The sequence below is a fragment of the Streptococcus sp. F0441 genome, from assembly GCF_000314775.2.
Lineage (GTDB): Bacteria > Bacillota > Bacilli > Lactobacillales > Streptococcaceae > Streptococcus.
The window spans coordinates 258,450-277,794 of record NZ_KB373321.1; the positions used below are offsets into that span (position 1 = coordinate 258,450).

Sequence of the window (19,345 nt, forward strand, 5' to 3'; positions counted from 1 at the left end):
AGGAGATACATTTCTTTACTAGAATTTTCCTTGATTTGATATAAAAATAGGAAAGTGAGAAAATTTGTGATAAAATAGTGGAAGGAAATCTATATATTGGAGAAAAACGGTGCCTGAAAAGCAAAAAATCAGCGTCTTGATGTCGGTCTATGTAAAGGAAAGCCCGACGTTTTTGAGAGATGCTATCAAAAGTGTTCAAAATCAAACCTTGAAACCGAGTGAACTTGTTCTTGTTGAGGATGGGCCCCTCACGCCAGAGCTCTATCAGGTGCTAGATGAAGTGGAAGCTCAGTCAGACATTCCAGTGAAACGGTGCCCCTTAGAGCAAAATCAAGGTTTAGGCTTGGCTCTTCGATACGGTGTTTTACAGTGTCAGTATGACATTATTGCACGGATGGATACGGACGATTTAGCCGTTCCGGATCGTTTTGAGAAACAGCTTCAGCTAATGGAGAAAGAAGATCTCGATCTCTTAGGTGGGCAGATTGCAGAGTTCATTGACAATCCAGATGAGATTGTGTCTTATCGTCGTGTTCCAACTCAGCACGCAGACATTGTGGCTTATCAGAGAATGAGAAGTGCTTTTAACCATATGACAGTCATGTTCAAAAAGGACATGGTCCTCAAAGCGGGCAACTACGAAGACGGGCTTTACATGGAGGATGATCTCCTCTGGCTCAATATGATTACGGCAGGTGCCAAGACTGGCAACCTAGATCAAATCTTGTGTAAGGTTCGTGTAGGTGCAGGAATGTTTGAGCGTCGAGGTGGCTTGCGTTACCTTAAATTCTACCGTCAAGCTCGCCAACGGATGCTTGAGCGAGGGCAAATTTCTTACATGGAATATGCTAAAAGTATGTTCATTCAGGCAATTGTTGCACTTTGTCCAGGCTTTGTACGTCAGTTTATCTTTGTCAAACTTTTAAGAAAGAGCAAGTAAGACCTGATAGATTGAACGATTCGGGTTATCATAACAATAGTATCATCTGACTCTTTTAAGGGGGAGTAAATTCCTATGAATAAAAAACTAACAGATTACGTGATTGATCTGGTTGAAATTTTAAATAAACAGCAAAAACAAGTGTTTTGGGGGATATTCGATATTCTGAGTATGGTGGTTTCCATCATCGTGTCTTATATCTTGTTTTACGGCCTAATAAATCCTGCGCCTGTGGACTATGTGATTTACACTCTTTTAGCCTTCCTTCTCTATCAAATCATAATTGCATTTTGGGGGCTGAATGCTAGTATTAGTCGCTACAGTAAGATTACGGATTTTATGAAAATCTTTTTTGGAGTGACACTCAGTAGTGTTCTTTCTTATGGAATTTGCTATGCCTTTCTTCCATTATTTTCTATCCGTTTCATCGTGCTCTTCATTTTGTTGAGTACCTTCCTCATCTTGCTTCCTCGCATCACCTGGCAGTTGATTTATTCCAAACGTAAAAAGGGTAGTGGAGATGGAGAGCATCGCCGTACCTTCTTGATTGGTGCGGGAGATGGTGGTGCCCTCTTTATGAATAGCTACCAACATCCAACCAGTGAGCTTGAGATAGTGGGGATTTTGGACAACGATGAAAAGAAAAAGGGGCAAAAACTAGGTGGAATCCCAGTTCTAGGTTCTTATGACAATCTACCTGAATTGGCCAAACGTCACCAAATCGAGCGTGTTATCGTAGCAATCCCTTCGCTTGATCCATCAGAGTATGAACGTATCTTGCAGATGTGTAATAAACTAGGTGTCAAATGTTACAAGATGCCTAAAGTTGAGACAGTTGTTCAAGGTTTACATCAATCGGGTAGTGGTTTCCAAAAAATTGATATCACAGACCTCTTGGGCCGTCAGGAAATTCGCCTTGACGAATCACGTCTGGGTGCAGAAATTACAGGTAAGACCATCTTGGTGACAGGAGCTGGTGGTTCGATTGGTTCTGAAATTTGTCGCCAGATTAGCCGCTTCAACCCAGAGCGTATCGTCTTGCTCGGTCATGGTGAAAATTCAATCTACCTTATTTATCATGAGTTGATTCGTAAATTCCAAGGGATTGATTATGTTCCTGTCATTGCAGATATTCAGGATTATGATCGTCTTTTACAAGTGTTTGAACAGTACAAACCAGCTATCATCTACCATGCTGCAGCACACAAACATGTTCCAATGATGGAGCGCAATCCAAAAGAAGCCTTCAAGAACAATATCCTCGGGACCTACAATGTTGCCAAGGCTGTTGATGAGGCCAAAGTACCTAAGATGGTCATGATTTCGACAGACAAGGCGGTCAATCCACCAAATGTTATGGGGGCAACTAAGCGCGTGGCAGAGTTGATTGTCACTGGCTTTAACCAACGTAGTAAATCAACCTACTGTGCAGTTCGTTTTGGGAATGTTCTTGGTAGCCGTGGTAGTGTGATTCCTGTCTTTGAACGTCAGATTGCTGAAGGTGGTCCTGTAACGGTGACAGACTTCCGTATGACGCGTTACTTCATGACCATTCCAGAGGCTAGCCGTCTGGTTATCCATGCTGGCGCTTATGCCAAGGACGGAGAAGTCTTTATACTTGATATGGGCAAACCAGTCAAGATCTATGACTTGGCTAAGAAAATGGTCCTTCTAAGCGGGCACACGGAAAGTGAAATTCCAATCGTTGAGGTCGGTATCCGACCAGGTGAAAAACTCTATGAAGAACTCTTGGTTTCGACCGAATTGGTTGATAACCAAGTCATGGATAAGATTTTCGTTGGTAAGGTTAACGTCATGCCTCTTGAAGCCATCGATCAAAAGATTGAAGAATTCCGTTCACTCAGTGGAGATGAGCTCAAAGAAGCAATTATTTCCTTTGCAAATGAGACAACCCATGCTGAGTAAGGGTGACTAATCAACTAATTATAAATAAAAGGCCAAGGTTCTGTTTGTACAGGACCTTGGCCTTTTTACTCTGTAATTTCAAATCGTTGTATTATTTATAGTTGCTTAATGATATCATCAATGGTATGGGCAATCCAGTCAGGTTGATAGCTGAGTAAATCAGCCTCTTCTCCAAATCCCCAAGTAACAGCAAGCTTTTTAATGCCAGTTTCTTGGGCTCCAATCATATCAAACTTGGTGTCCCCGATGATGAGGACTTGGTCTGCAGGGAGTTGATGCGTTTGCAAGGCAAAACGGATGACATCCGCCTTGTGAGGCGTTTCAGGACTGGAACCGTAAATGCCATCAAAGAAATGATGGATTCCTAGATTTTCAGTCATATCATGAGCAGTAGGAGTATTCTTTGTTGTAGTGATGTAGAGAGGGTAGTCTTGCGAAAGCTCTTGAAGCAATTCCGTCATCCGGGGGAAAAGCTCTGCTTCATGAATTCCTTTTTTCTTGTAGTAAGAACGGTAGATTTGAACAGCTTCCGAGATTTGCTCCTTGGGAAGACACGTTGCAAAACTACTTTCAAGTGGCGGTCCCATGAAACCACGAATGGTTTTAGCATCAGGAGTCGGAACTCCCAGTTGTTCAAAGGTATGGGTAAAGGAATTGTGGATCCCGATAGAACTGTCAACCAGAGTTCCGTCTAGATCAAAAAAGATTGCTGAGATAGAGGGCATAGTTTCTCCTAATAGATAAGCTTATTCTCCGAAGATTTCTTTTTGTAGGCGACGACCAGTAGGTGTGGCGGCGAGTCCACCCTCAGCCGTTTCACGAAAGGCAGTTGGGAGGCTCGATCCGACTTGGTACATGGCATCGATAACTTCGTCAACAGGGATCTTAGACTCGATACCTGCCAAGGCCATATCAGCCGCGATAAAGGCAAAGCTAGCTCCCATGGCATTTCGTTTGACACAGGGAACCTCAACCAAGCCGGCCACAGGGTCACAGATGAGACCCAGCATATTTTTAATGACAAAGGCGATGGCTTGGCTAGCCTGATAGGGGGTTCCACCTGCAGCCAAGGTCAAGGCTGCGGCACTCATGGCAGAGGCAGAGCCGACTTCGGCCTGGCAGCCACCTTCAGCACCTGAGATAGAGGCGTTGTTTGCGATAACCAATCCAAAGGCACCAGCAGCAAAGAGGAAATCCAGCTGTTCTTCGTGGCTGAGATCGAGTTTTTGGATAGCGGCAGTGAGAACGGCTGGCAAACAACCAGCACTTCCTGCGGTTGGGGTGGCACAGACCAAACCCATTTTAGCGTTGTGTTCGTTGACCGCGATGGCATTACGGGCTGCTGATAGGATGGTAAAGTCAGACAAGGCCTTACCACTTTTGAGATGGCGGTCTAGTTTGGCAGCATCGCCACCCGTTAAGCCACTCCGGGATTTATTTTCACTGAGACCGAGCTCAACTGAGGCTTTCATGACTTCTAGATTGCGTTCCATGAGGAGGAGAACTTCTGGCCGTTCTCGACCGGTTAATTGATATTCTGTCGCAATCATGAGTTCGGCGACATTTCCTTGGAAGTCTATATCTGCTTGCTCGACCAATTCTTTGATAGAATAAAACATGCTTCCTCCTACTTAAAGAAATTGACATTGTGGAGATGAGGGATTTTTCGGATTTCTTCAATCGCCTCTTCGCAACTTCGACTATCGACTTCGATAATCATAATGGCTTTTTCTCCAGCTTTTTCTCGAGTCACATTCATCTGAGCGATATTGATATCGAAACGAGAGAGGGCTTCTGTGACATGGGCAATCATACCCGGAACATCCTGATGCACGATGATGATGGTCGGTGTGTTCATGTTGAGAGAGACAGCAAAGCCGTTAAGCTCCGTAACTTGGATATTTCCCCCACCGATAGAAATACCTGTCACGCTAATGGACTTATGGTCATTCTTTACAGTGATTTTGGTGGTGTTTGGGTGAGGAGCGTTGCTGTCTTTCTGAATGGTCCAGACAATCTTGATACCACGCTTATGGGCAATCTCGAGACTATTTGGAATGTTGGGGTCATCCGTATCCATACCTAAAATACCAGCGACGAGAGCAAGATCAGTTCCATGACCACGGTAGGTCTTGGCAAATGAGTTAAATAATTGGAATTCTACCTCTGTTGGCGTATCGTCAAAAATGGATGAGACGATTTTCCCGATACGAACGGCACCAGCTGTATGGCTACTTGATGGGCCAATCATGACAGGTCCGATAATATCAAAGACAGATTGAAAACGAAGTGAGTGCATCTGTTTCCCCTTACAAAGATTCTTGTTTCTATTATATCAAAGAATGAAGTTCTGTGCTTATTTCCCTTATAAAACTGAAAAAATGGATAAAAATAGTATAAAATCTTGTCTTTTATGACAAAAATATCAATGTTTCAGTAAATATAAAATATTTTTGTAATATTTCTACATAAAACCGTTAAACAACGGTAATATTTAAAAGGTATCATAGATATATTCAATGGAAGGAGAATTTTTAGATATGTCATTAACAACTAAAAAAATCAAAACAACTATCGCAGGAGTAGCAGCTTTGCTTGCTTTCTTTGCCCCAGCTCTTGCCTCTGCACAAGAAACTGTAACTTACACTGTTAAATCAGGTGATACTCTTTCAGAAATCGCTGAGAAGTACAATACGACTGCTGAAAAATTGGCAGCAAAAAACAATATCAAAGATATCCACCTTATCTATGTTGACCAAGTTTTGGTCATCGAAGGGACAGCTTCTACTGCAGCTCCAGCAGCAACAACGGAAGAAACAGCTCCAGTAGCTACAGAAACAGTTGAAGAAGCTCCAGCTGCAACTACAACTTATGAAGCACCAGCAGCAGAAAGCAACACTGTAGCAACATCTACTGTAAGTGGTTCTGAAGCAGAAGCCAAAGAATGGATCGCTCAAAAAGAATCAGGCGGTAGTTACACAGCTACAAATGGCCAATACATCGGACGTTACCAATTGACAGATTCATACTTGAACGGTGACTACTCAGCTGAAAACCAAGAACGTGTAGCAGATGCCTACGTTGCAGGACGCTACGGCTCATGGACAGCTGCCAAGAACTTCTGGCTTAACAACGGTTGGTATTAAGAATACAAGAGTCCTTTAGGGCTCTTTTTTGTTTCTCTATAACAAAAGGTGTAACGATCTTCTCAGTAATGCTCTATTTGTATAATTTCAACAAAATCCTTCAAATTGTTTTAAAACTCAAATAGTATAAATAGGCTTATTATATGTAAAAATATATCATATAATAAGCTTTTTCTTGATTTTAATGAAATAAAATACAGTTTTTTCTTGACAAACGAAAATGAGAGGAGTATTATTTATACAACAATAAAGTATAAAAATAAAAGGAGGTTCTTCTATGAATAAAGTGAAGAAGGTGTTGATGACGATGTTTGGTTTGCTTATGTTTCCCTTATTATTTGCTTGTAGTAACACTCAATCCCAAGGTGTTGAAGCCATTAAGGCTAAAGGAAAATTGGTGGTGGCCCTAAATCCAGAGTTTGCTCCATTCGAATACCAGAAATTGGTCGATGGGAAAAATCAGATTGTAGGTTCAGATGTTGAGCTAGCCAAAGCCATCGCAAAGGAACTAGGTGTAGAAGTGGAGTTCTCTCCAATGAGTTTTGACAATGTCCTGGCTAGTCTTGATTCAGGTAAGGCCGATCTTGCCATATCAGGTGTTTCTAAAACGGAAGAGAGAAGTCAAGTTTACGATTTTTCAATTCCCTACTACACTTCGAAAAATAAGGTTATCGTAAGAAAATCTGAATTAACAAATTACCAATCAGTCAAGGATTTGGCTCAGAAAAAGGTTGGAGCGCAGAAAGGTTCTATCCAGGAAACTTTGGCCAAAGAAACCTTGCAGAATTCTTCTCTCGTTTCACTTCCTAAAAATGGAAATTTGATAACAGATTTGAAGTCAGGGCAATTGGATGCGGTTATCTTTGAGGAACCAGTGGCGAAAGGATTTGTTGAGAATAATTCAGACCTAGCCATCGCTGAGTTTGATTTTGACAATGACAAAGAAGATTCCTACGCTGTTGCGATGAAAAAAGACAGTAAAGAATTGAAAGAGGCGGTTGACAAAACCATCCAGAAGTTGAAGGATTCTGGGGAGTTGGACAAATTGATTGACGATGCTTTTAAAGCCTCTATCGAAAAATAGAAAGAAGGAAGAGAAATGAGTAAGGAAAAAGTCATTTTAGCCTATTCAGGTGGATTGGATACATCAGTTGCTATTACATGGTTAAAAAAAGACTATGATGTGATTGCTGTTTGTATGGATGTGGGTGAAGGAAAAGATTTGGAGTTCATCCACGATAAAGTTCTCAAGGTTGGGGCTGTTGAGTCTTATGTCATTGATGTTAAGGAAGAATTCGCTAACGACTATGTTTTAGTGGCCCTTCAGGCTCATGCCTACTATGAACAAAAGTACCCCTTAGTATCTGCTCTGAGTCGCCCTCTTATTTCAAAAAAACTCGTTGAAATAGCTCATCAGACGGGGGCAACCACAATAGCCCATGGTTGTACAGGTAAGGGAAACGACCAAGTTCGGTTTGAAGTCTCTATTGCAGCTTTGGATCCCAATCTAAAGGTAGTGGCGCCTGTTCGTGAGTGGAAATGGTCTCGTGAAGAAGAAATCCAATATGCCAAAGAAAACGGTGTTCCAGTTCCTGCTGACCTTGATAATCCTTACTCTGTCGATCAAAATCTTTGGGGACGTGCAAATGAATGTGGTGTCTTGGAAAATCCTTGGAAGCAAGCGCCAGAAGAAGCATTTGGAATCACATCTTCGCCAGAAGAGGCGCCAGACAGTCCAGAATTTATTGACATTGAGTTTAGTTGCGGGGTGCCCATCTCCCTCAATGGTGAGAAGATGAAGGTGGCTACTTTGATCCAAAAGCTAAATGAAATTGCGGGCAAACACGGTGTTGGTCGTATTGACCATGTGGAAAATCGCCTAGTCGGTATTAAGTCAAGAGAGATTTATGAGTGCCCAGGTGCTGTGACTTTATTGGCAGCTCATAAGGAGATTGAAGACTTGACTCTTGTGAGAGAAGTGGCTCATTTTAAACCTATTATCGAAAATGAGTTGTCCAATCTCATCTATAATGCCTTGTGGTTTAGCCCAGCAACTCAGGCTTTGATTTCCTATATCAAGGAGACACAGAAAGTTGTCAATGGAACTGCAAAAGTTAAACTTTACAAGGGGAATGCTCAGGTAGTGGCTCGGAAATCTCCAAATTCTCTTTACGATGAAAATTTGGCGACTTATACTAGTGCGGATACTTTTGACCAAGATGCAGCTGTTGGATTTATCAAGCTTTGGGGGCTTCCGACTAAGGTTTATTCAGAAGTTCAGAAAAATGTTGAGTAGTGACGCGATAGAAAGGGACGACAGGATATGCCGAAAAATACAAAATTATGGGGTGGTCGATTTGAAGGTACTGTGGAAGAGTGGGTAGAACAGTTTGGTGCGAGTATTTCCTTTGACCACCAGCTGGCAAAATTTGATTTGATGGGTTCCCTAGCTCATGTTCAAATGCTAGGACAGACTGGCATTTTGAGCTTGGAAGAGGCAGAGCAGATCCAAGATGGTCTGAAAGCTTTGTTGCGAGATTTAGAGGCAGGAGAGCTTCATTTTGATATTGCAAATGAAGATATTCATATGAATATGGAAGTGTTGCTGACAGAGAAAATCGGTCCTCTGGCTGGGAAACTGCACACGGCTCGTTCTCGGAATGACCAAGTCGCAACAGATATGCACTTATATCTAAAGGAGCAGCTTGGCCATGTCTTGGATAAGTTGGCGAATCTGAACAGTGTTTTGCTGGATTTGGCTGAAAAACATGTGGAAACCATCATGCCAGGCTATACTCATTTACAACACGCCCAACCGATTAGTTTTGCCCACCATCTCATGGCTTATTACAATATGTTTCAAAGGGACAGCGAGCGCTTTGCATTTAACCTGAAACATACGGACCTATCTCCACTGGGTGCAGCTGCCTTAGCGGGGACAACTTTTCCAATCGATCGTCAATTATCGAGTGATTTATTGGGCTTCCAACAACCCTATACCAATTCCTTGGACGCAGTGAGTGACCGTGATTTCATCTTAGAATTTCTATCAAATGCCAGCATTTTGATGATGCATATGAGCCGTTTTTGTGAAGAAATCATCAATTGGTGCAGTTTTGAGTATCAGTACATTAGCTTGTCTGATAGCTTTTCAACGGGTTCGTCTATCATGCCCCAGAAGAAAAATCCTGATATGGCGGAATTGATTCGAGGGAAGACAGGACGGGTTTACGGGCACTTGCTTGGACTATTGACCGTCATGAAGTCTTTGCCTCTGGCTTACAATAAGGATTTGCAAGAGGACAAGGAAGGCATGTTTGATACAGTAGAAACGATTTTAAATTCTCTGGATGTGTTGGCAGGTATGCTATCGAGCATGCAGGTTAATAAGGCCAAAATGCAGCAATCCACAGAGAATGATTTTTCGAATGCGACCGAACTGGCAGATTATTTGGCTGAAAAAGGACTCCCTTTTAGAGAAGCGCATGAAATTGTAGGGAAATTGGTTCTAGACTCTATCAAGCATGGTAAAAACATCCAAGATTGGGATTTGGAGGAGTTGCAAGCCTACCATCCCTTGATTGAAGAGGATATTTATATCTACTTGCGTCCAGAAACCGCTGTTCGGAGACGGAATTCCTTAGGAGGAACCGGCTTTGAGCAAGTGAAATACCAGATAGAACAAGCGAAGAAAGAACTTAAAGGGGAAAATTGATTCGTTTGCAAAGGAAGAAAGAGAGGTTGAGATGATTTATCAGCCTCTTTCTTGTCTTCTCCAACCAAGCGTGTTATAATGAATACTGCTCAAGCGACCTTCAATCGTTAAAGCACACACGACCTTCAATCGTGAACTAGTCATTTCGTTTATCTTTTATTACGTCGTTAACTCGCAATGAGATGCAAGCTGAGCTTGTCTGATTTATAACCTCAATCAGTCTCCCGGACTGATTGAGCGAACTCAAGTTATGCCTGCGACTCGTTGCCTATCATATTTTCATTTTAAGATGATAGGCTAAAATGGTCTCCCAGACCATTTTACTCCTAAAAGCAAACGAAAAGACGATACTCAAAGAAATTCTATTGAAAGTTATAATGAATAGAATTTTGAAGGGTATGAATAAACGAATAGATGGGAGACTTACCATGAGTGATAACTCTAAAACACGTGTTGTCGTGGGGATGAGTGGTGGTGTTGATTCGTCGGTGACGGCTCTCTTGCTCAAGGAGCAGGGCTACGATGTGATCGGTATCTTCATGAAGAACTGGGATGACACAGATGAAAACGGCGTCTGTACGGCGACCGAAGATTACAAGGATGTGGCTGCGGTGGCAGACCAGATCGGCATTCCTTACTACTCTGTCAATTTTGAAAAAGAGTACTGGGACCGCGTTTTTGAGTATTTCCTAGCGGAATACCGTGCAGGGCGCACGCCAAATCCAGACGTTATGTGTAACAAGGAAATCAAGTTTAAGGCCTTTCTGGACTATGCTATGACCTTAGGCGCAGACTATGTAGCGACTGGGCACTATGCCCGAGTAGCGCGTGATGAGGATGGCATCGTTCACATGCTTCGTGGCGTGGACAATGGCAAGGACCAGACCTATTTCCTCAGTCAACTTTCGCAAGAACAACTTCAAAAAACTATGTTCCCACTGGGGCATTTGGAAAAGCCTGAAGTACGAAAACTAGCAGAAGAAGCAGGTCTTGCGACTGCCAAGAAGAAAGATTCGACAGGGATTTGCTTTATCGGAGAAAAGAACTTTAAAAACTTTCTCAGTAACTACCTGCCAGCCCAGCCTGGTCGCATGATGACTGTGGACGGTCGCGATATGGGTGAGCATGCAGGACTTATGTATTATACGATTGGTCAGCGTGGAGGACTTGGTATCGGTGGTCAACACGGCGGTGACAATGCCCCTTGGTTCGTTGTCGGAAAAGATTTGAGCCAAAATATCCTCTATGTCGGCCAAGGTTTCTATCATGATTCGCTCATGTCAACAAGCCTAGAGGCCAGTCAAGTTCACTTTACTCGTGACATGCCAGAGGAATTTACTCTAGAATGCACAGCAAAATTCCGCTACCGTCAGCCTGATTCTAAGGTGACAGTACATGTCAAAGGAGACAAGGCAGAGGTCATCTTTGCGGAACCACAACGTGCGATTACACCAGGACAGGCAGTTGTCTTTTACGATGGTGAAGAGTGTCTAGGTGGCGGTTTGATTGACAATGCCTACCGCGATGGACAAGTTTGTCAGTACATTTAGATTGACAAATTTTCTCAATTTGCTACAATAATAAAAGCAATAGAAATGATGGTCAAAGCTCATGGATGTTGCAGGCTTTTTTGTCCTGCACTTCTTTGGAGTTTTGACTGTTTTTGTGTCGTTTAAGGGAAAGGATAAAAATGACTCAACAAGACTTTCGGACAAAAGTGGAAAATACTGTTTTTGGTGTTCGGGCGACAGCCTTGATTCTCCAAAATGGCAAGCTCCTAGTTACCAAAGACAAGGGTAAATATTACACTATCGGTGGTGCGATCCAAGTCAATGAAAGAACGGAAGAAGCGGTAGTCCGTGAAGTGAGGGAAGAACTGGGTGTCAAAGCTGAGGCTGGGCGACTAGCCTTTGTAGTTGAAAATCGTTTTGAACAAGACGGTGTTTCCTATCACAACATCGAATTTCATTACCTGGTGAACTTGCTTGAAGAAGCTCTATTGACCATGCAGGAAGACGAAAAAACGCAGCCTTGTGAGTGGATTGACTTGGATCAGCTCCAGAATATCCAGCTAGTTCCAGCCTTTTTAAAAACAGCCCTACCAGATTGGGACGGCCAACTAAGACACATTCATCTTGAAGAATAGGAGAGAAAATGACTTATAATTTTACAGAAGAATACGATATTATTGTAATCGGTGCGGGGCACGCTGGGGTGGAGGCATCCCTAGCAGCTAGCCGTATGGGCTGTAAGGTCTTGCTTGCGACCATCAACATCGAAATGCTGGCTTTCATGCCTTGTAACCCTTCGATCGGTGGTTCTGCCAAGGGGATTGTCGTGCGTGAAGTGGATGCCCTCGGTGGGGAAATGGCCAAGAATATTGACAAGACTTACATACAGATGAAGATGCTCAACACAGGGAAGGGGCCAGCTGTCCGTGCCCTTCGTGCGCAGGCTGACAAGGAACTTTACTCTAAGGAGATGCGCAAGACAGTTGAAAATCAAGAGAATCTGACCCTTCGTCAAACCATGATTGATGAGATTTTGGTGGAAGATGGCAAGGTTGTCGGTGTTCGTACAGCTACCCATCAAGAGTATGCTGCCAAGGCTGTTATTGTGACGACAGGGACTGCCCTCCGTGGGGAAATCATCATCGGAGACCTCAAGTACTCGTCAGGACCAAACCACAGCCTAGCTTCTATTAACCTTGCTGACAATCTCAAGGAACTGGGACTCGAAATCGGTCGTTTCAAGACAGGAACCCCTCCACGTGTCAAGGCTTCCTCTATCAACTACGATGTGACAGAGATTCAGCCAGGAGACGAGGCGCCAAATCACTTCTCATACACTTCACGTGATGAAGACTATGTCAAAGATCAGGTACCATGCTGGTTGACCTACACCAATGGTACCAGTCATGAGATTATCCAAAACAACCTCCACCGTGCGCCTATGTTTACAGGTGTAGTTAAGGGTGTGGGACCTCGTTACTGTCCGTCGATTGAGGACAAGATTGTGCGCTTTGCGGACAAGGAACGCCACCAGCTATTTCTAGAACCCGAAGGGCGTGACACTGAGGAAGTCTATGTTCAAGGTCTTTCAACCAGTCTGCCTGAAGATGTACAGCGCGAGCTAGTTCATTCTATCAAAGGTTTGGAAAATGCTGAGATGATGCGAACTGGTTATGCTATCGAGTACGACATGGTCTTGCCTCACCAGTTACGTGCCACTCTGGAAACCAAGAAAATCTCAGGTCTTTTCACTGCTGGTCAGACAAATGGAACGTCAGGTTACGAAGAAGCTGCTGGCCAAGGGATTATCGCTGGTATCAATGCGGCTTTGAAAATCCAAGGCAAGCCTGAGTTGATTTTGAAGCGCAGTGACGGCTATATCGGGGTGATGATTGACGATTTGGTGACCAAGGGAACCGTTGAACCTTACCGTCTCTTGACCAGTCGTGCTGAATACCGTCTCATTCTTCGTCATGACAATGCTGATATGCGTTTGACCGAGATGGGACGCGAGATTGGCCTTGTTGACGATGAACGCTGGGCTCGTTTTGAAATCAAGAAAACCCAATTTGACAATGAGATGAAGCGACTAGATAGCATCAAACTCAAACCAGTCAAGGAAACCAATGCTAAGGTTGAGGAGATGGGCTTCAAGCCATTGACCGATGCGGTGACAGCCAAGGAATTCCTTCGCCGGCCAGAAGTTTCTTACCAAGATGTGGTGGCTTTCATCGGGCTAGCTGCTGAGGACTTGGATGACAAGATTATCGAATTGATTGAAACAGAAATCAAGTACGAAGGTTATATTTCCAAAGCCATGGATCAGGTTGCCAAGATGAAGCGCATGGAAGAAAAACGCATTCCAGCCAATATTGATTGGGATGATATTGATTCTATCGCGACAGAAGCTCGTCAGAAGTTCAAACTCATCAATCCAGAAACCATCGGCCAAGCCAGCCGTATTTCGGGAGTAAATCCAGCAGATATTTCTATTTTGATGGTGTATCTGGAAGGTAAAAATCGTAGTATTTCTAAAACTCAAGAAAAGAAAGCATAGAGAAAAACAGCTCCGAAGACGGGGCTGTTTTGTTGACTTATTCTTCATCTGGTGTGAGGATCATCGGGATGATGATCGGTTCACGTTCTGTATTTTCATAGAGGAAGGGGCGAATGGCGTTGACAATGGCACCATTGACAGATTGTACGCTAGCATCCTTATTTTTTAGTGCGATACGAATAGCGTTGAATAGGATGCGCTGGCTTTGGCGAATCAAGTCACCAGACTCTCTCATGTAGACAAAGCCTCGGCTGAGGATATCTGGGCCAGACAGAATCATCTGCGATTTAAAGTCAACAGTTGCGACTGCTAGAACGACACCGTCTTCAGATAAATCACGACGATCTTTGAGGACGGCTGCACCGATTTCACCGATACGATTTCCATCGACATAGATGTCTTGGGCATTGAAGTGACCTGCGATACGGGCTGAGTTAGCAGTAAGAGCAAGCACATCACCATTGCTCATGATAAAGATATTGTCCTTCTCGACACCAGTATCCACCGCTAGTCCAGCATGGACTTTCTGCATACGGTATTCACCATGGACAGGCATGAAGTATTTGGGTTTAATCAAGCGGAGCATAAGTTTTTGCTCTTGCTGACCACCGTGTCCAGAGGTGTGGATATTGTTGATTTTACCGTGGATAACTTCGACACCAGCTTCAGAAATGATGTTAATCAGCTTGTTGACGCTAGTGGTATTTCCAGGGATTGGGCTAGAAGAGAAGATAACAGTATCGCCGGGTTGGAGTTGCACCTGACGGTGGGTTCCATTTGCGATACGAGAGAGGGCTGCCATCGGCTCACCCTGACTACCTGTACAGAGGATTAGAATCTCGCCTGCAGGGTAGTCTTTGATTTCATTTGGCTCGATAAAGGTTCCCTTAGGAGCTTTGATGTAGCCAAGCTCGATCCCGTTGACAATGGCCTTTTCCATAGAACGACCAAAGACCGCAATCTTGCGTCCAGTCTTAACAGCAGCATCTGTTGCTTGCTGGAGACGGAAGATATTTGAGGCAAAGGATGCAAAGATGATACGTCCTTCAATGCCTTGAATAATCTTCATGATGGACTGGCCAACGACTTTTTCAGAGTTGGTAAAGGTTGGCACTTCTGCATTTGTCGAGTCAGAGAGGAGACAGAGAACACCCTCTTCACCAAGGGCAGCCATACGGTGCAAGTCTGCAGGTTCTCCAACTGGAGTAAAGTCGAACTTGAAGTCACCCGTACAGACGATTTTTCCTTGAGGGGTATGAATGACAATCCCTAAAGGCTCTGGAATGGAGTGAGTGGTTCTAAAGAAAGTTGCCTTGAGGTTTTTAAAGGTCAACTCAGTGTTGTGGTTGATTTCGTAAAGTTTGGCGTTGCGCAAGAGGCCGTGTTCTTCGAGTTTTCCACGGATCAAAGCCAAGGCAAGTGGTCCAGCATAGATAGGGACATTTGCTTGCTTGAGAAGGAAAGGAATCCCACCAATGTGGTCCTCGTGTCCGTGTGTGATCAAGACAGCCTTGACGCGGTCAATATTGTCTACGATGTAAGAATAATCGGGAATGACATAGTCGATACCAAGCAAGTCATCTTCTGGAAATTTAATCCCAGCATCGACGATGATAATCTCGTCTTGGTATTCAATTCCGTATGTGTTTTTCCCGATTTCTCCTAGACCACCGATGGCAAAAACGCCGACTTCTTCAGGTTTAAGAGTATAGGCCATATTAGAACTCCGTGATTTCGAAGACGCCAGTTTCTTTTTCGTAATCTAGCAATTTGTCAGACAAGAGTTCGATATACTCGATGTTGTACTCTGGGCGGTTTTCTTCGACAAGTTGGCGAGCAGCGATACGGCCCTCAAGTTCTGAGCTGGCATCGATGTCTAGGTAAAGTGAGCGTGTTGTTTCACGACGTGGGCTACGTTCTTTGGTTTCTTGATAAAAAACTTTGTAAATCATATAGTTCCTTTCTATTTATAGGTCAACTTATTCCAAACTTTTAGCAGAGATTTGCTTGATTTCATTCCATTTTGTGTCTAGATTGACCTTGATTCGTTACAATTATTTCAATTATACCACAAAATGAAAAATTAGTAAAAGACGGAAAATGAGAAAGTCGTGAGGGGAAGAGGGAGCAAAAAGACAGGTAGGATTTGGTCTGAGAGCGCTTAGGTGTTATAATTAAAGGGGGAATCTATGGAGATAGTAGATTTAAGGAAGAATACAGTTTTAGTTTCATTAATCGTTGGAGTAGATGGTTGGGGCAGAATGATATCTTTGAAAAAAGAAAAAGCTCTTGAGAAATCTCGAGAGCAAACAAAAAGGCTGAGACAAAATTAAGGGATCTTTCTGAGCAAGCTCAAGGGGCAGCACCATTACCTGAAGTGATTGAATCACAACCTTTGAAAGACTTGTCACCAAGTCAGACCAAATCTCAACCTTTACTCTATTTTATCATCTATGAGGCTAAGAAGTCAATCTATAAGTATAACGATGTAGAAATAGCAAGATGGAGTGGAGTGCTTACTGAACAGGCAAGGAAAAGTCCTTAATTTAAGAGTAAGCAAAAAGAGAGGACCAATGGTAGTCAGGGGTCTTTACAGCTCAAAGCTGAAGGCAGTCCCACACCCGTACCAGAAGTTGGTACCTTTGAACGCTCTGTTACCAGTCGCCCTATGTTATCCTCTCGATATTTACACTTTACTATAACTTACTGAGGGAATCAACTTTAAAAGCATCAAAAAGCTCCTGACCGAAGTCAAGAGCCAATGTTAAAATGGAGAAAAATGTTACAAGGAGAATTATTAGATGAATGATACAATTGAAATAACTTTATTATTTAATCTATTTTTTTATGAAATGGGACTTTATACAAGAAACGAAAGATTCATTGAAGCTAACAAAAGAAAGGCAATTTCTATTTTAGATGAACATGCTAATAATCTTAAATATATAGATGAAGGTTTATATAACGATTATAAGGAAACAATTGCTTTTCTTGAAAAAATTTCAGAAGAAGAATATCAGTATATTAAAAATGATATTGTCGAAAACGTAATGGAATTTATAAAGAATGAGAGAGGATATGAGACCGACATTTAAACAAGTAAGAGATCATTTTATCCATAAAGAAGCCAAACCTCCTATCTCTAATGCATATATGAAAACAAAATTTGGACAAACAAAAGGAGGTTATATTGATTTCGCTAATGTTTGTGCTTCACAAGGAGAATACATTTCAAAAGATGAACAGCATTATAGAAATTATGAAGTTCTCAAAAACTGCCTAGAGAAGAATTCATTTAAAGAATATGAACTTTCATATCTGCGGAAAATGGATGACATTTCGATTTTGGATGTTAACCTAGACGACGAATGTGAACCAAATCAGAAATGGCACTTATATGTTTCACTGTTTGGACAAACTTTGATTGAGTTAAAAAATGAAGGTAAAACTGCTGAAGACTTATGGATAACACAGTTTCGTAAATATCCGAGTTTACAACTAAAATTATGGATGGCCGAAGTTGTAGGGCTAGACGTGCAAAAAATTGGTGACGCCATTAAGAATAATGCAGGTAAGAGCAAAGTAAACAACTTGATTGGAGAAATATCTTGGGATGCTATTTTTAAGATAGTATGCAAAGAATCAAGTTAAAGATTATAGGAGGTGTAATGGATCTCATTGAAAGACTCTTGGCAGAACGTGAAACAAAATTTCATGGAGGAATTTATGACATCACTCAAAAACGTTTTGCCTACCATTCCAATAAAATAGAAGGCAGTAGCCTGACTGAAAATCAGGTTAGCCTTATTTATGAAACAAAAACAATTGCAAATATCGGTGAAAGAGGAATCAAGATTGATGATTTAATTGAAATGGCAAATCATTTCAAATGTTTTGATTATATTCTTGATACAGCTAACGAACCTTTAACAGAAGATTATATAAAAAATCTACACCGACTATTAAAAAGTGGAATAAGTTCAGAACATAGTTCAATCGCTCCTGTTGGACGATATAAAGTGCTTCAAAATGAAGTAGGACTCATTGCAACGGTTTCTGTGGATCGTGTAGAAGAAGAAATTCAGAGCATGCTTATCGGATATAACCTAAAAAAAGAAAAAGATTTGGAATATCTTACTTACTTCCATGGTCGGTTTGAACAGATACATCCGTTTGCAGATGGTAATGGTCGAGTGGGGCGCTTGCTATTGTATAAAGAATGCCTAAAAGAAGGAATCATTCCATTCATCGTAGATGATTCAAACAAGAGTCATTACTACTCTCTGCCTTGGAAATACTTCAACTTAGGGATAACAAAGAACCTTTGTTGACTTATTTTCAGGGTGAACAAAAGAATTACATCAACGATTTAAAAAATAAAAATTTTGACGGAAAGATTAATCATGCCAAAGAGTATTCTCAAAAAGTCTAAGAGTAATATGTGAGAATTCAAGGATAATATTGAAAAGTCTCTGTTTTAGGTCAAAAAAGAAAAAGCTCTTGACCAAAGCCAAGAGCCTACTAATAACATTGGGGGCGAACTAATCAATCGCAATTCCGGTTATTTAGAAGGCGACCCCTCAAGGACAGCACCACAGCCTGAAGAACCAAAGGCTCAACCTGATTTTCCTACCAATGTTCAATTATATTTTAACATTGACAAGTCAGTAAAGTCAAGTTATCGGTTGCGTGGTGGCTACAAATACCCTGAAGATGCGGACATAAGGACTTTAAATAAGTATGCGGATGCTTTGCAACGGTCAGCACAACAATATTTAGATAGATTTGCAAATCAATAAATCATCTACGCTTTTAACGAAGATAACCAACTGAACGCTCTGTTACCAGTCGCCCTACGTTATCCTCTCTATATTTATACTTTACTATAACTTACTGAGGGAATCAACTTTAAAAGCATCAAAAAGCTCCTGACCGAAGTCAAGAGCCGTCAAACACTGGGGGGCGAATTGTTCAATCGCATTTTCAGTTCTTTAGAAACCAAAGTTTCAGGGATAGCACTGCAACCCGAAGAGTCAACGACTCAACCTGATTTTCCTGCCAGTGTTGAATTACATTTTAACATTGATAGACCAACATTGTCAACAGTTTATATAAAAATAGGAATACCAAAAGGAGGATTAAGAATGTTTAGTTTGTTTGAATTTGCAGTAGGGGTTCGCCTCTTGATGTTTGTAGTCTTTGTAGCTTGTGTCTATGGGGGGAATGCCCTGTTTGTGCATCTGGAACACCGCAAAACAAAGTTCCTTTGGAAGTTTGCTTTTGTGACGCTCTATTCAATTTTTCTCCTCCTGGTCACCTATGTTGTCTGGCTCGTTTTCTACTTTGGTTTAAATGCCTAAAGTCAATTATTCCTCTAGATATACAGAAAATCCACCTCGTCTTGATAGATGGGATGGATTTTTCTATTTTTAGGTGCTATCTTTATTGTTATGACGATGATTTCTAACGTCGAGAATCGAGTTAAGGCATATATGACTTATTTACACTTCTTTGTGTCTAAGTGGCAGACCCTTTTGTTTCAAAACAAAG

General features: G+C 42.1%; 18 protein-coding genes and 1 pseudogene. 14 read left to right on the forward strand and 5 right to left on the reverse strand.

What is annotated here, in order from left to right; all coding sequences use genetic code 11:
• Positions 1-109 precede the first annotated feature (109 nt).
• Together HMPREF9188_RS01230 and HMPREF9188_RS01235 are read left to right on the forward strand one after the other, a co-directional pair.
• Entirely contained in the window at positions 110-940 is an 831-nt protein-coding gene (locus HMPREF9188_RS01230) for a glycosyltransferase (protein WP_001114312.1), read from the forward strand.
• Positions 941-1,015: 75 nt separating this feature from the next.
• Positions 1,016-2,866 (forward strand): polysaccharide biosynthesis protein, encoded by a 1,851-nt coding sequence (locus HMPREF9188_RS01235; RefSeq protein ID WP_009729625.1) that lies wholly within the window; start codon positions 1,016-1,018, stop codon positions 2,864-2,866.
• Between the two features lie 95 nt (positions 2,867-2,961).
• Here HMPREF9188_RS01235 and HMPREF9188_RS01240 read toward each other — a convergent pair whose 3' ends face one another.
• From HMPREF9188_RS01240 to sdaAB, 3 genes are read right to left on the reverse strand one after another with little or no spacing between them, the layout of a single operon-like run.
• On the reverse strand, positions 2,962-3,591 hold the full coding sequence (locus tag HMPREF9188_RS01240) for an HAD hydrolase-like protein (RefSeq protein WP_009729626.1): 630 nt from the start codon (positions 3,589-3,591) through the stop codon (positions 2,962-2,964).
• 21 nt (positions 3,592-3,612) lie between these two features.
• Positions 3,613-4,485 carry an L-serine ammonia-lyase, iron-sulfur-dependent, subunit alpha gene (sdaAA, locus tag HMPREF9188_RS01245; protein WP_009729627.1) on the reverse strand — a complete coding sequence of 291 codons (873 nt, stop codon included), beginning with the start codon at positions 4,483-4,485 and terminating at the stop codon, positions 3,613-3,615.
• 8 nt (positions 4,486-4,493) lie between these two features.
• Positions 4,494-5,165, reverse strand: a complete 672-nt coding sequence (gene sdaAB, locus HMPREF9188_RS01250; RefSeq protein ID WP_000555871.1) for an L-serine ammonia-lyase, iron-sulfur-dependent subunit beta — start codon at positions 5,163-5,165, stop codon at positions 4,494-4,496.
• Between the two features lie 241 nt (positions 5,166-5,406).
• Here sdaAB and HMPREF9188_RS01255 point away from each other — a divergent pair, with 241 nt between their 5' ends.
• The 7 genes from HMPREF9188_RS01255 to mnmG all read left to right on the forward strand — a co-directional run bounded on the left by HMPREF9188_RS01255 (position 5,407) and on the right by mnmG (position 13,795).
• Complete coding sequence (locus tag HMPREF9188_RS01255; RefSeq protein WP_000060311.1) at positions 5,407-6,012, forward strand: LysM peptidoglycan-binding domain-containing protein; 606 nt, start codon at positions 5,407-5,409, stop codon at positions 6,010-6,012.
• A 277-nt stretch (positions 6,013-6,289) separates the two neighbouring features.
• Positions 6,290-7,096 (forward strand): ABC transporter substrate-binding protein, encoded by an 807-nt coding sequence (locus HMPREF9188_RS01260; RefSeq protein WP_009729628.1) that lies wholly within the window; start codon positions 6,290-6,292, stop codon positions 7,094-7,096.
• A 15-nt stretch (positions 7,097-7,111) separates the two neighbouring features.
• Entirely contained in the window at positions 7,112-8,308 is a 1,197-nt protein-coding gene (locus tag HMPREF9188_RS01265; RefSeq protein ID WP_009729629.1) for an argininosuccinate synthase, read from the forward strand.
• A 27-nt stretch (positions 8,309-8,335) separates the two neighbouring features.
• A complete protein-coding gene (argH, locus tag HMPREF9188_RS01270) occupies positions 8,336-9,727 on the forward strand; it encodes an argininosuccinate lyase (RefSeq protein ID WP_009729630.1) in 1,392 nt (463 codons plus the stop codon).
• Positions 9,728-10,155: 428 nt separating this feature from the next.
• Positions 10,156-11,277 carry a tRNA 2-thiouridine(34) synthase MnmA gene (gene mnmA, locus HMPREF9188_RS01275; RefSeq protein WP_009729631.1) on the forward strand — a complete coding sequence of 374 codons (1,122 nt, stop codon included), beginning with the start codon at positions 10,156-10,158 and terminating at the stop codon, positions 11,275-11,277.
• A gap of 140 nt (positions 11,278-11,417) precedes the next feature.
• On the forward strand, positions 11,418-11,873 hold the full coding sequence (locus HMPREF9188_RS01280) for an NUDIX hydrolase (protein ID WP_009729632.1): 456 nt from the start codon (positions 11,418-11,420) through the stop codon (positions 11,871-11,873).
• A gap of 8 nt (positions 11,874-11,881) precedes the next feature.
• A complete protein-coding gene (mnmG, locus tag HMPREF9188_RS01285; protein ID WP_009729633.1) occupies positions 11,882-13,795 on the forward strand; it encodes a tRNA uridine-5-carboxymethylaminomethyl(34) synthesis enzyme MnmG in 1,914 nt (637 codons plus the stop codon).
• A 37-nt stretch (positions 13,796-13,832) separates the two neighbouring features.
• Here mnmG and rnjA read toward each other — a convergent pair whose 3' ends face one another.
• Entirely contained in the window at positions 13,833-15,512 is a 1,680-nt protein-coding gene (rnjA, locus tag HMPREF9188_RS01290; protein WP_009729634.1) for a ribonuclease J1, read from the reverse strand.
• Position 15,513: 1 nt separating this feature from the next.
• The gene (locus tag HMPREF9188_RS01295; protein WP_000639588.1) at positions 15,514-15,747 is read right to left on the reverse strand and encodes a DNA-dependent RNA polymerase subunit epsilon; all 234 of its coding nucleotides are present in this window, start codon (positions 15,745-15,747) and stop codon (positions 15,514-15,516) included.
• Positions 15,748-15,984: 237 nt separating this feature from the next.
• Here HMPREF9188_RS01295 and HMPREF9188_RS10450 point away from each other — a divergent pair, with 237 nt between their 5' ends.
• The 5 genes and pseudogenes from HMPREF9188_RS10450 to HMPREF9188_RS01315 all read left to right on the forward strand — a co-directional run bounded on the left by HMPREF9188_RS10450 (position 15,985) and on the right by HMPREF9188_RS01315 (position 19,155).
• The gene (locus HMPREF9188_RS10450; RefSeq protein WP_193432005.1) at positions 15,985-16,128 is read left to right on the forward strand and encodes a hypothetical protein; all 144 of its coding nucleotides are present in this window, start codon (positions 15,985-15,987) and stop codon (positions 16,126-16,128) included.
• 468 nt (positions 16,129-16,596) lie between these two features.
• Positions 16,597-16,890, forward strand: a complete 294-nt coding sequence (locus HMPREF9188_RS01300; RefSeq protein ID WP_009729635.1) for a hypothetical protein — start codon at positions 16,597-16,599, stop codon at positions 16,888-16,890.
• Positions 16,874-17,446: a hypothetical protein gene (locus HMPREF9188_RS01305; RefSeq protein ID WP_009729636.1), complete on the forward strand. Its 573-nt coding sequence runs from the start codon at positions 16,874-16,876 to the stop codon at positions 17,444-17,446. The genes HMPREF9188_RS01300 and HMPREF9188_RS01305 overlap by 17 nt, the downstream gene beginning before the upstream one ends.
• 17 nt (positions 17,447-17,463) lie before the next feature.
• Positions 17,464-18,227 (forward strand): annotated as a pseudogene (locus tag HMPREF9188_RS01310) (Fic family protein).
• A 712-nt stretch (positions 18,228-18,939) separates the two neighbouring features.
• A complete protein-coding gene (locus tag HMPREF9188_RS01315) occupies positions 18,940-19,155 on the forward strand; it encodes a hypothetical protein (protein ID WP_009729638.1) in 216 nt (71 codons plus the stop codon).
• Positions 19,156-19,345: the final 190 nt, after the last annotated feature.

Coding starts and splice junctions, on each gene's coding strand:
- HMPREF9188_RS01235 (WP_009729625.1), top strand. CDS start 1,016: ATGAATAAAAAACTAACAGATTACGTGATTGATCTGGTTGAAATTTTA.
- HMPREF9188_RS01240 (WP_009729626.1), bottom strand. CDS start 3,591: ATGCCCTCTATCTCAGCAATCTTTTTTGATCTAGACGGAACTCTGGTT.
- sdaAA (WP_009729627.1), bottom strand. CDS start 4,485: ATGTTTTATTCTATCAAAGAATTGGTCGAGCAAGCAGATATAGACTTC.
- sdaAB (WP_000555871.1), bottom strand. CDS start 5,165: ATGCACTCACTTCGTTTTCAATCTGTCTTTGATATTATCGGACCTGTC.
- HMPREF9188_RS01255 (WP_000060311.1), top strand. CDS start 5,407: ATGTCATTAACAACTAAAAAAATCAAAACAACTATCGCAGGAGTAGCA.
- HMPREF9188_RS01260 (WP_009729628.1), top strand. CDS start 6,290: ATGAATAAAGTGAAGAAGGTGTTGATGACGATGTTTGGTTTGCTTATG.
- HMPREF9188_RS01265 (WP_009729629.1), top strand. CDS start 7,112: ATGAGTAAGGAAAAAGTCATTTTAGCCTATTCAGGTGGATTGGATACA.
- argH (WP_009729630.1), top strand. CDS start 8,336: ATGCCGAAAAATACAAAATTATGGGGTGGTCGATTTGAAGGTACTGTG.
- mnmA (WP_009729631.1), top strand. CDS start 10,156: ATGAGTGATAACTCTAAAACACGTGTTGTCGTGGGGATGAGTGGTGGT.
- HMPREF9188_RS01280 (WP_009729632.1), top strand. CDS start 11,418: ATGACTCAACAAGACTTTCGGACAAAAGTGGAAAATACTGTTTTTGGT.
- mnmG (WP_009729633.1), top strand. CDS start 11,882: ATGACTTATAATTTTACAGAAGAATACGATATTATTGTAATCGGTGCG.
- rnjA (WP_009729634.1), bottom strand. CDS start 15,512: ATGGCCTATACTCTTAAACCTGAAGAAGTCGGCGTTTTTGCCATCGGT.
- HMPREF9188_RS01295 (WP_000639588.1), bottom strand. CDS start 15,747: ATGATTTACAAAGTTTTTTATCAAGAAACCAAAGAACGTAGCCCACGT.
- HMPREF9188_RS10450 (WP_193432005.1), top strand. CDS start 15,985: ATGGAGATAGTAGATTTAAGGAAGAATACAGTTTTAGTTTCATTAATC.
- HMPREF9188_RS01300 (WP_009729635.1), top strand. CDS start 16,597: ATGAATGATACAATTGAAATAACTTTATTATTTAATCTATTTTTTTAT.
- HMPREF9188_RS01305 (WP_009729636.1), top strand. CDS start 16,874: ATGAGACCGACATTTAAACAAGTAAGAGATCATTTTATCCATAAAGAA.
- HMPREF9188_RS01315 (WP_009729638.1), top strand. CDS start 18,940: ATGTTTAGTTTGTTTGAATTTGCAGTAGGGGTTCGCCTCTTGATGTTT.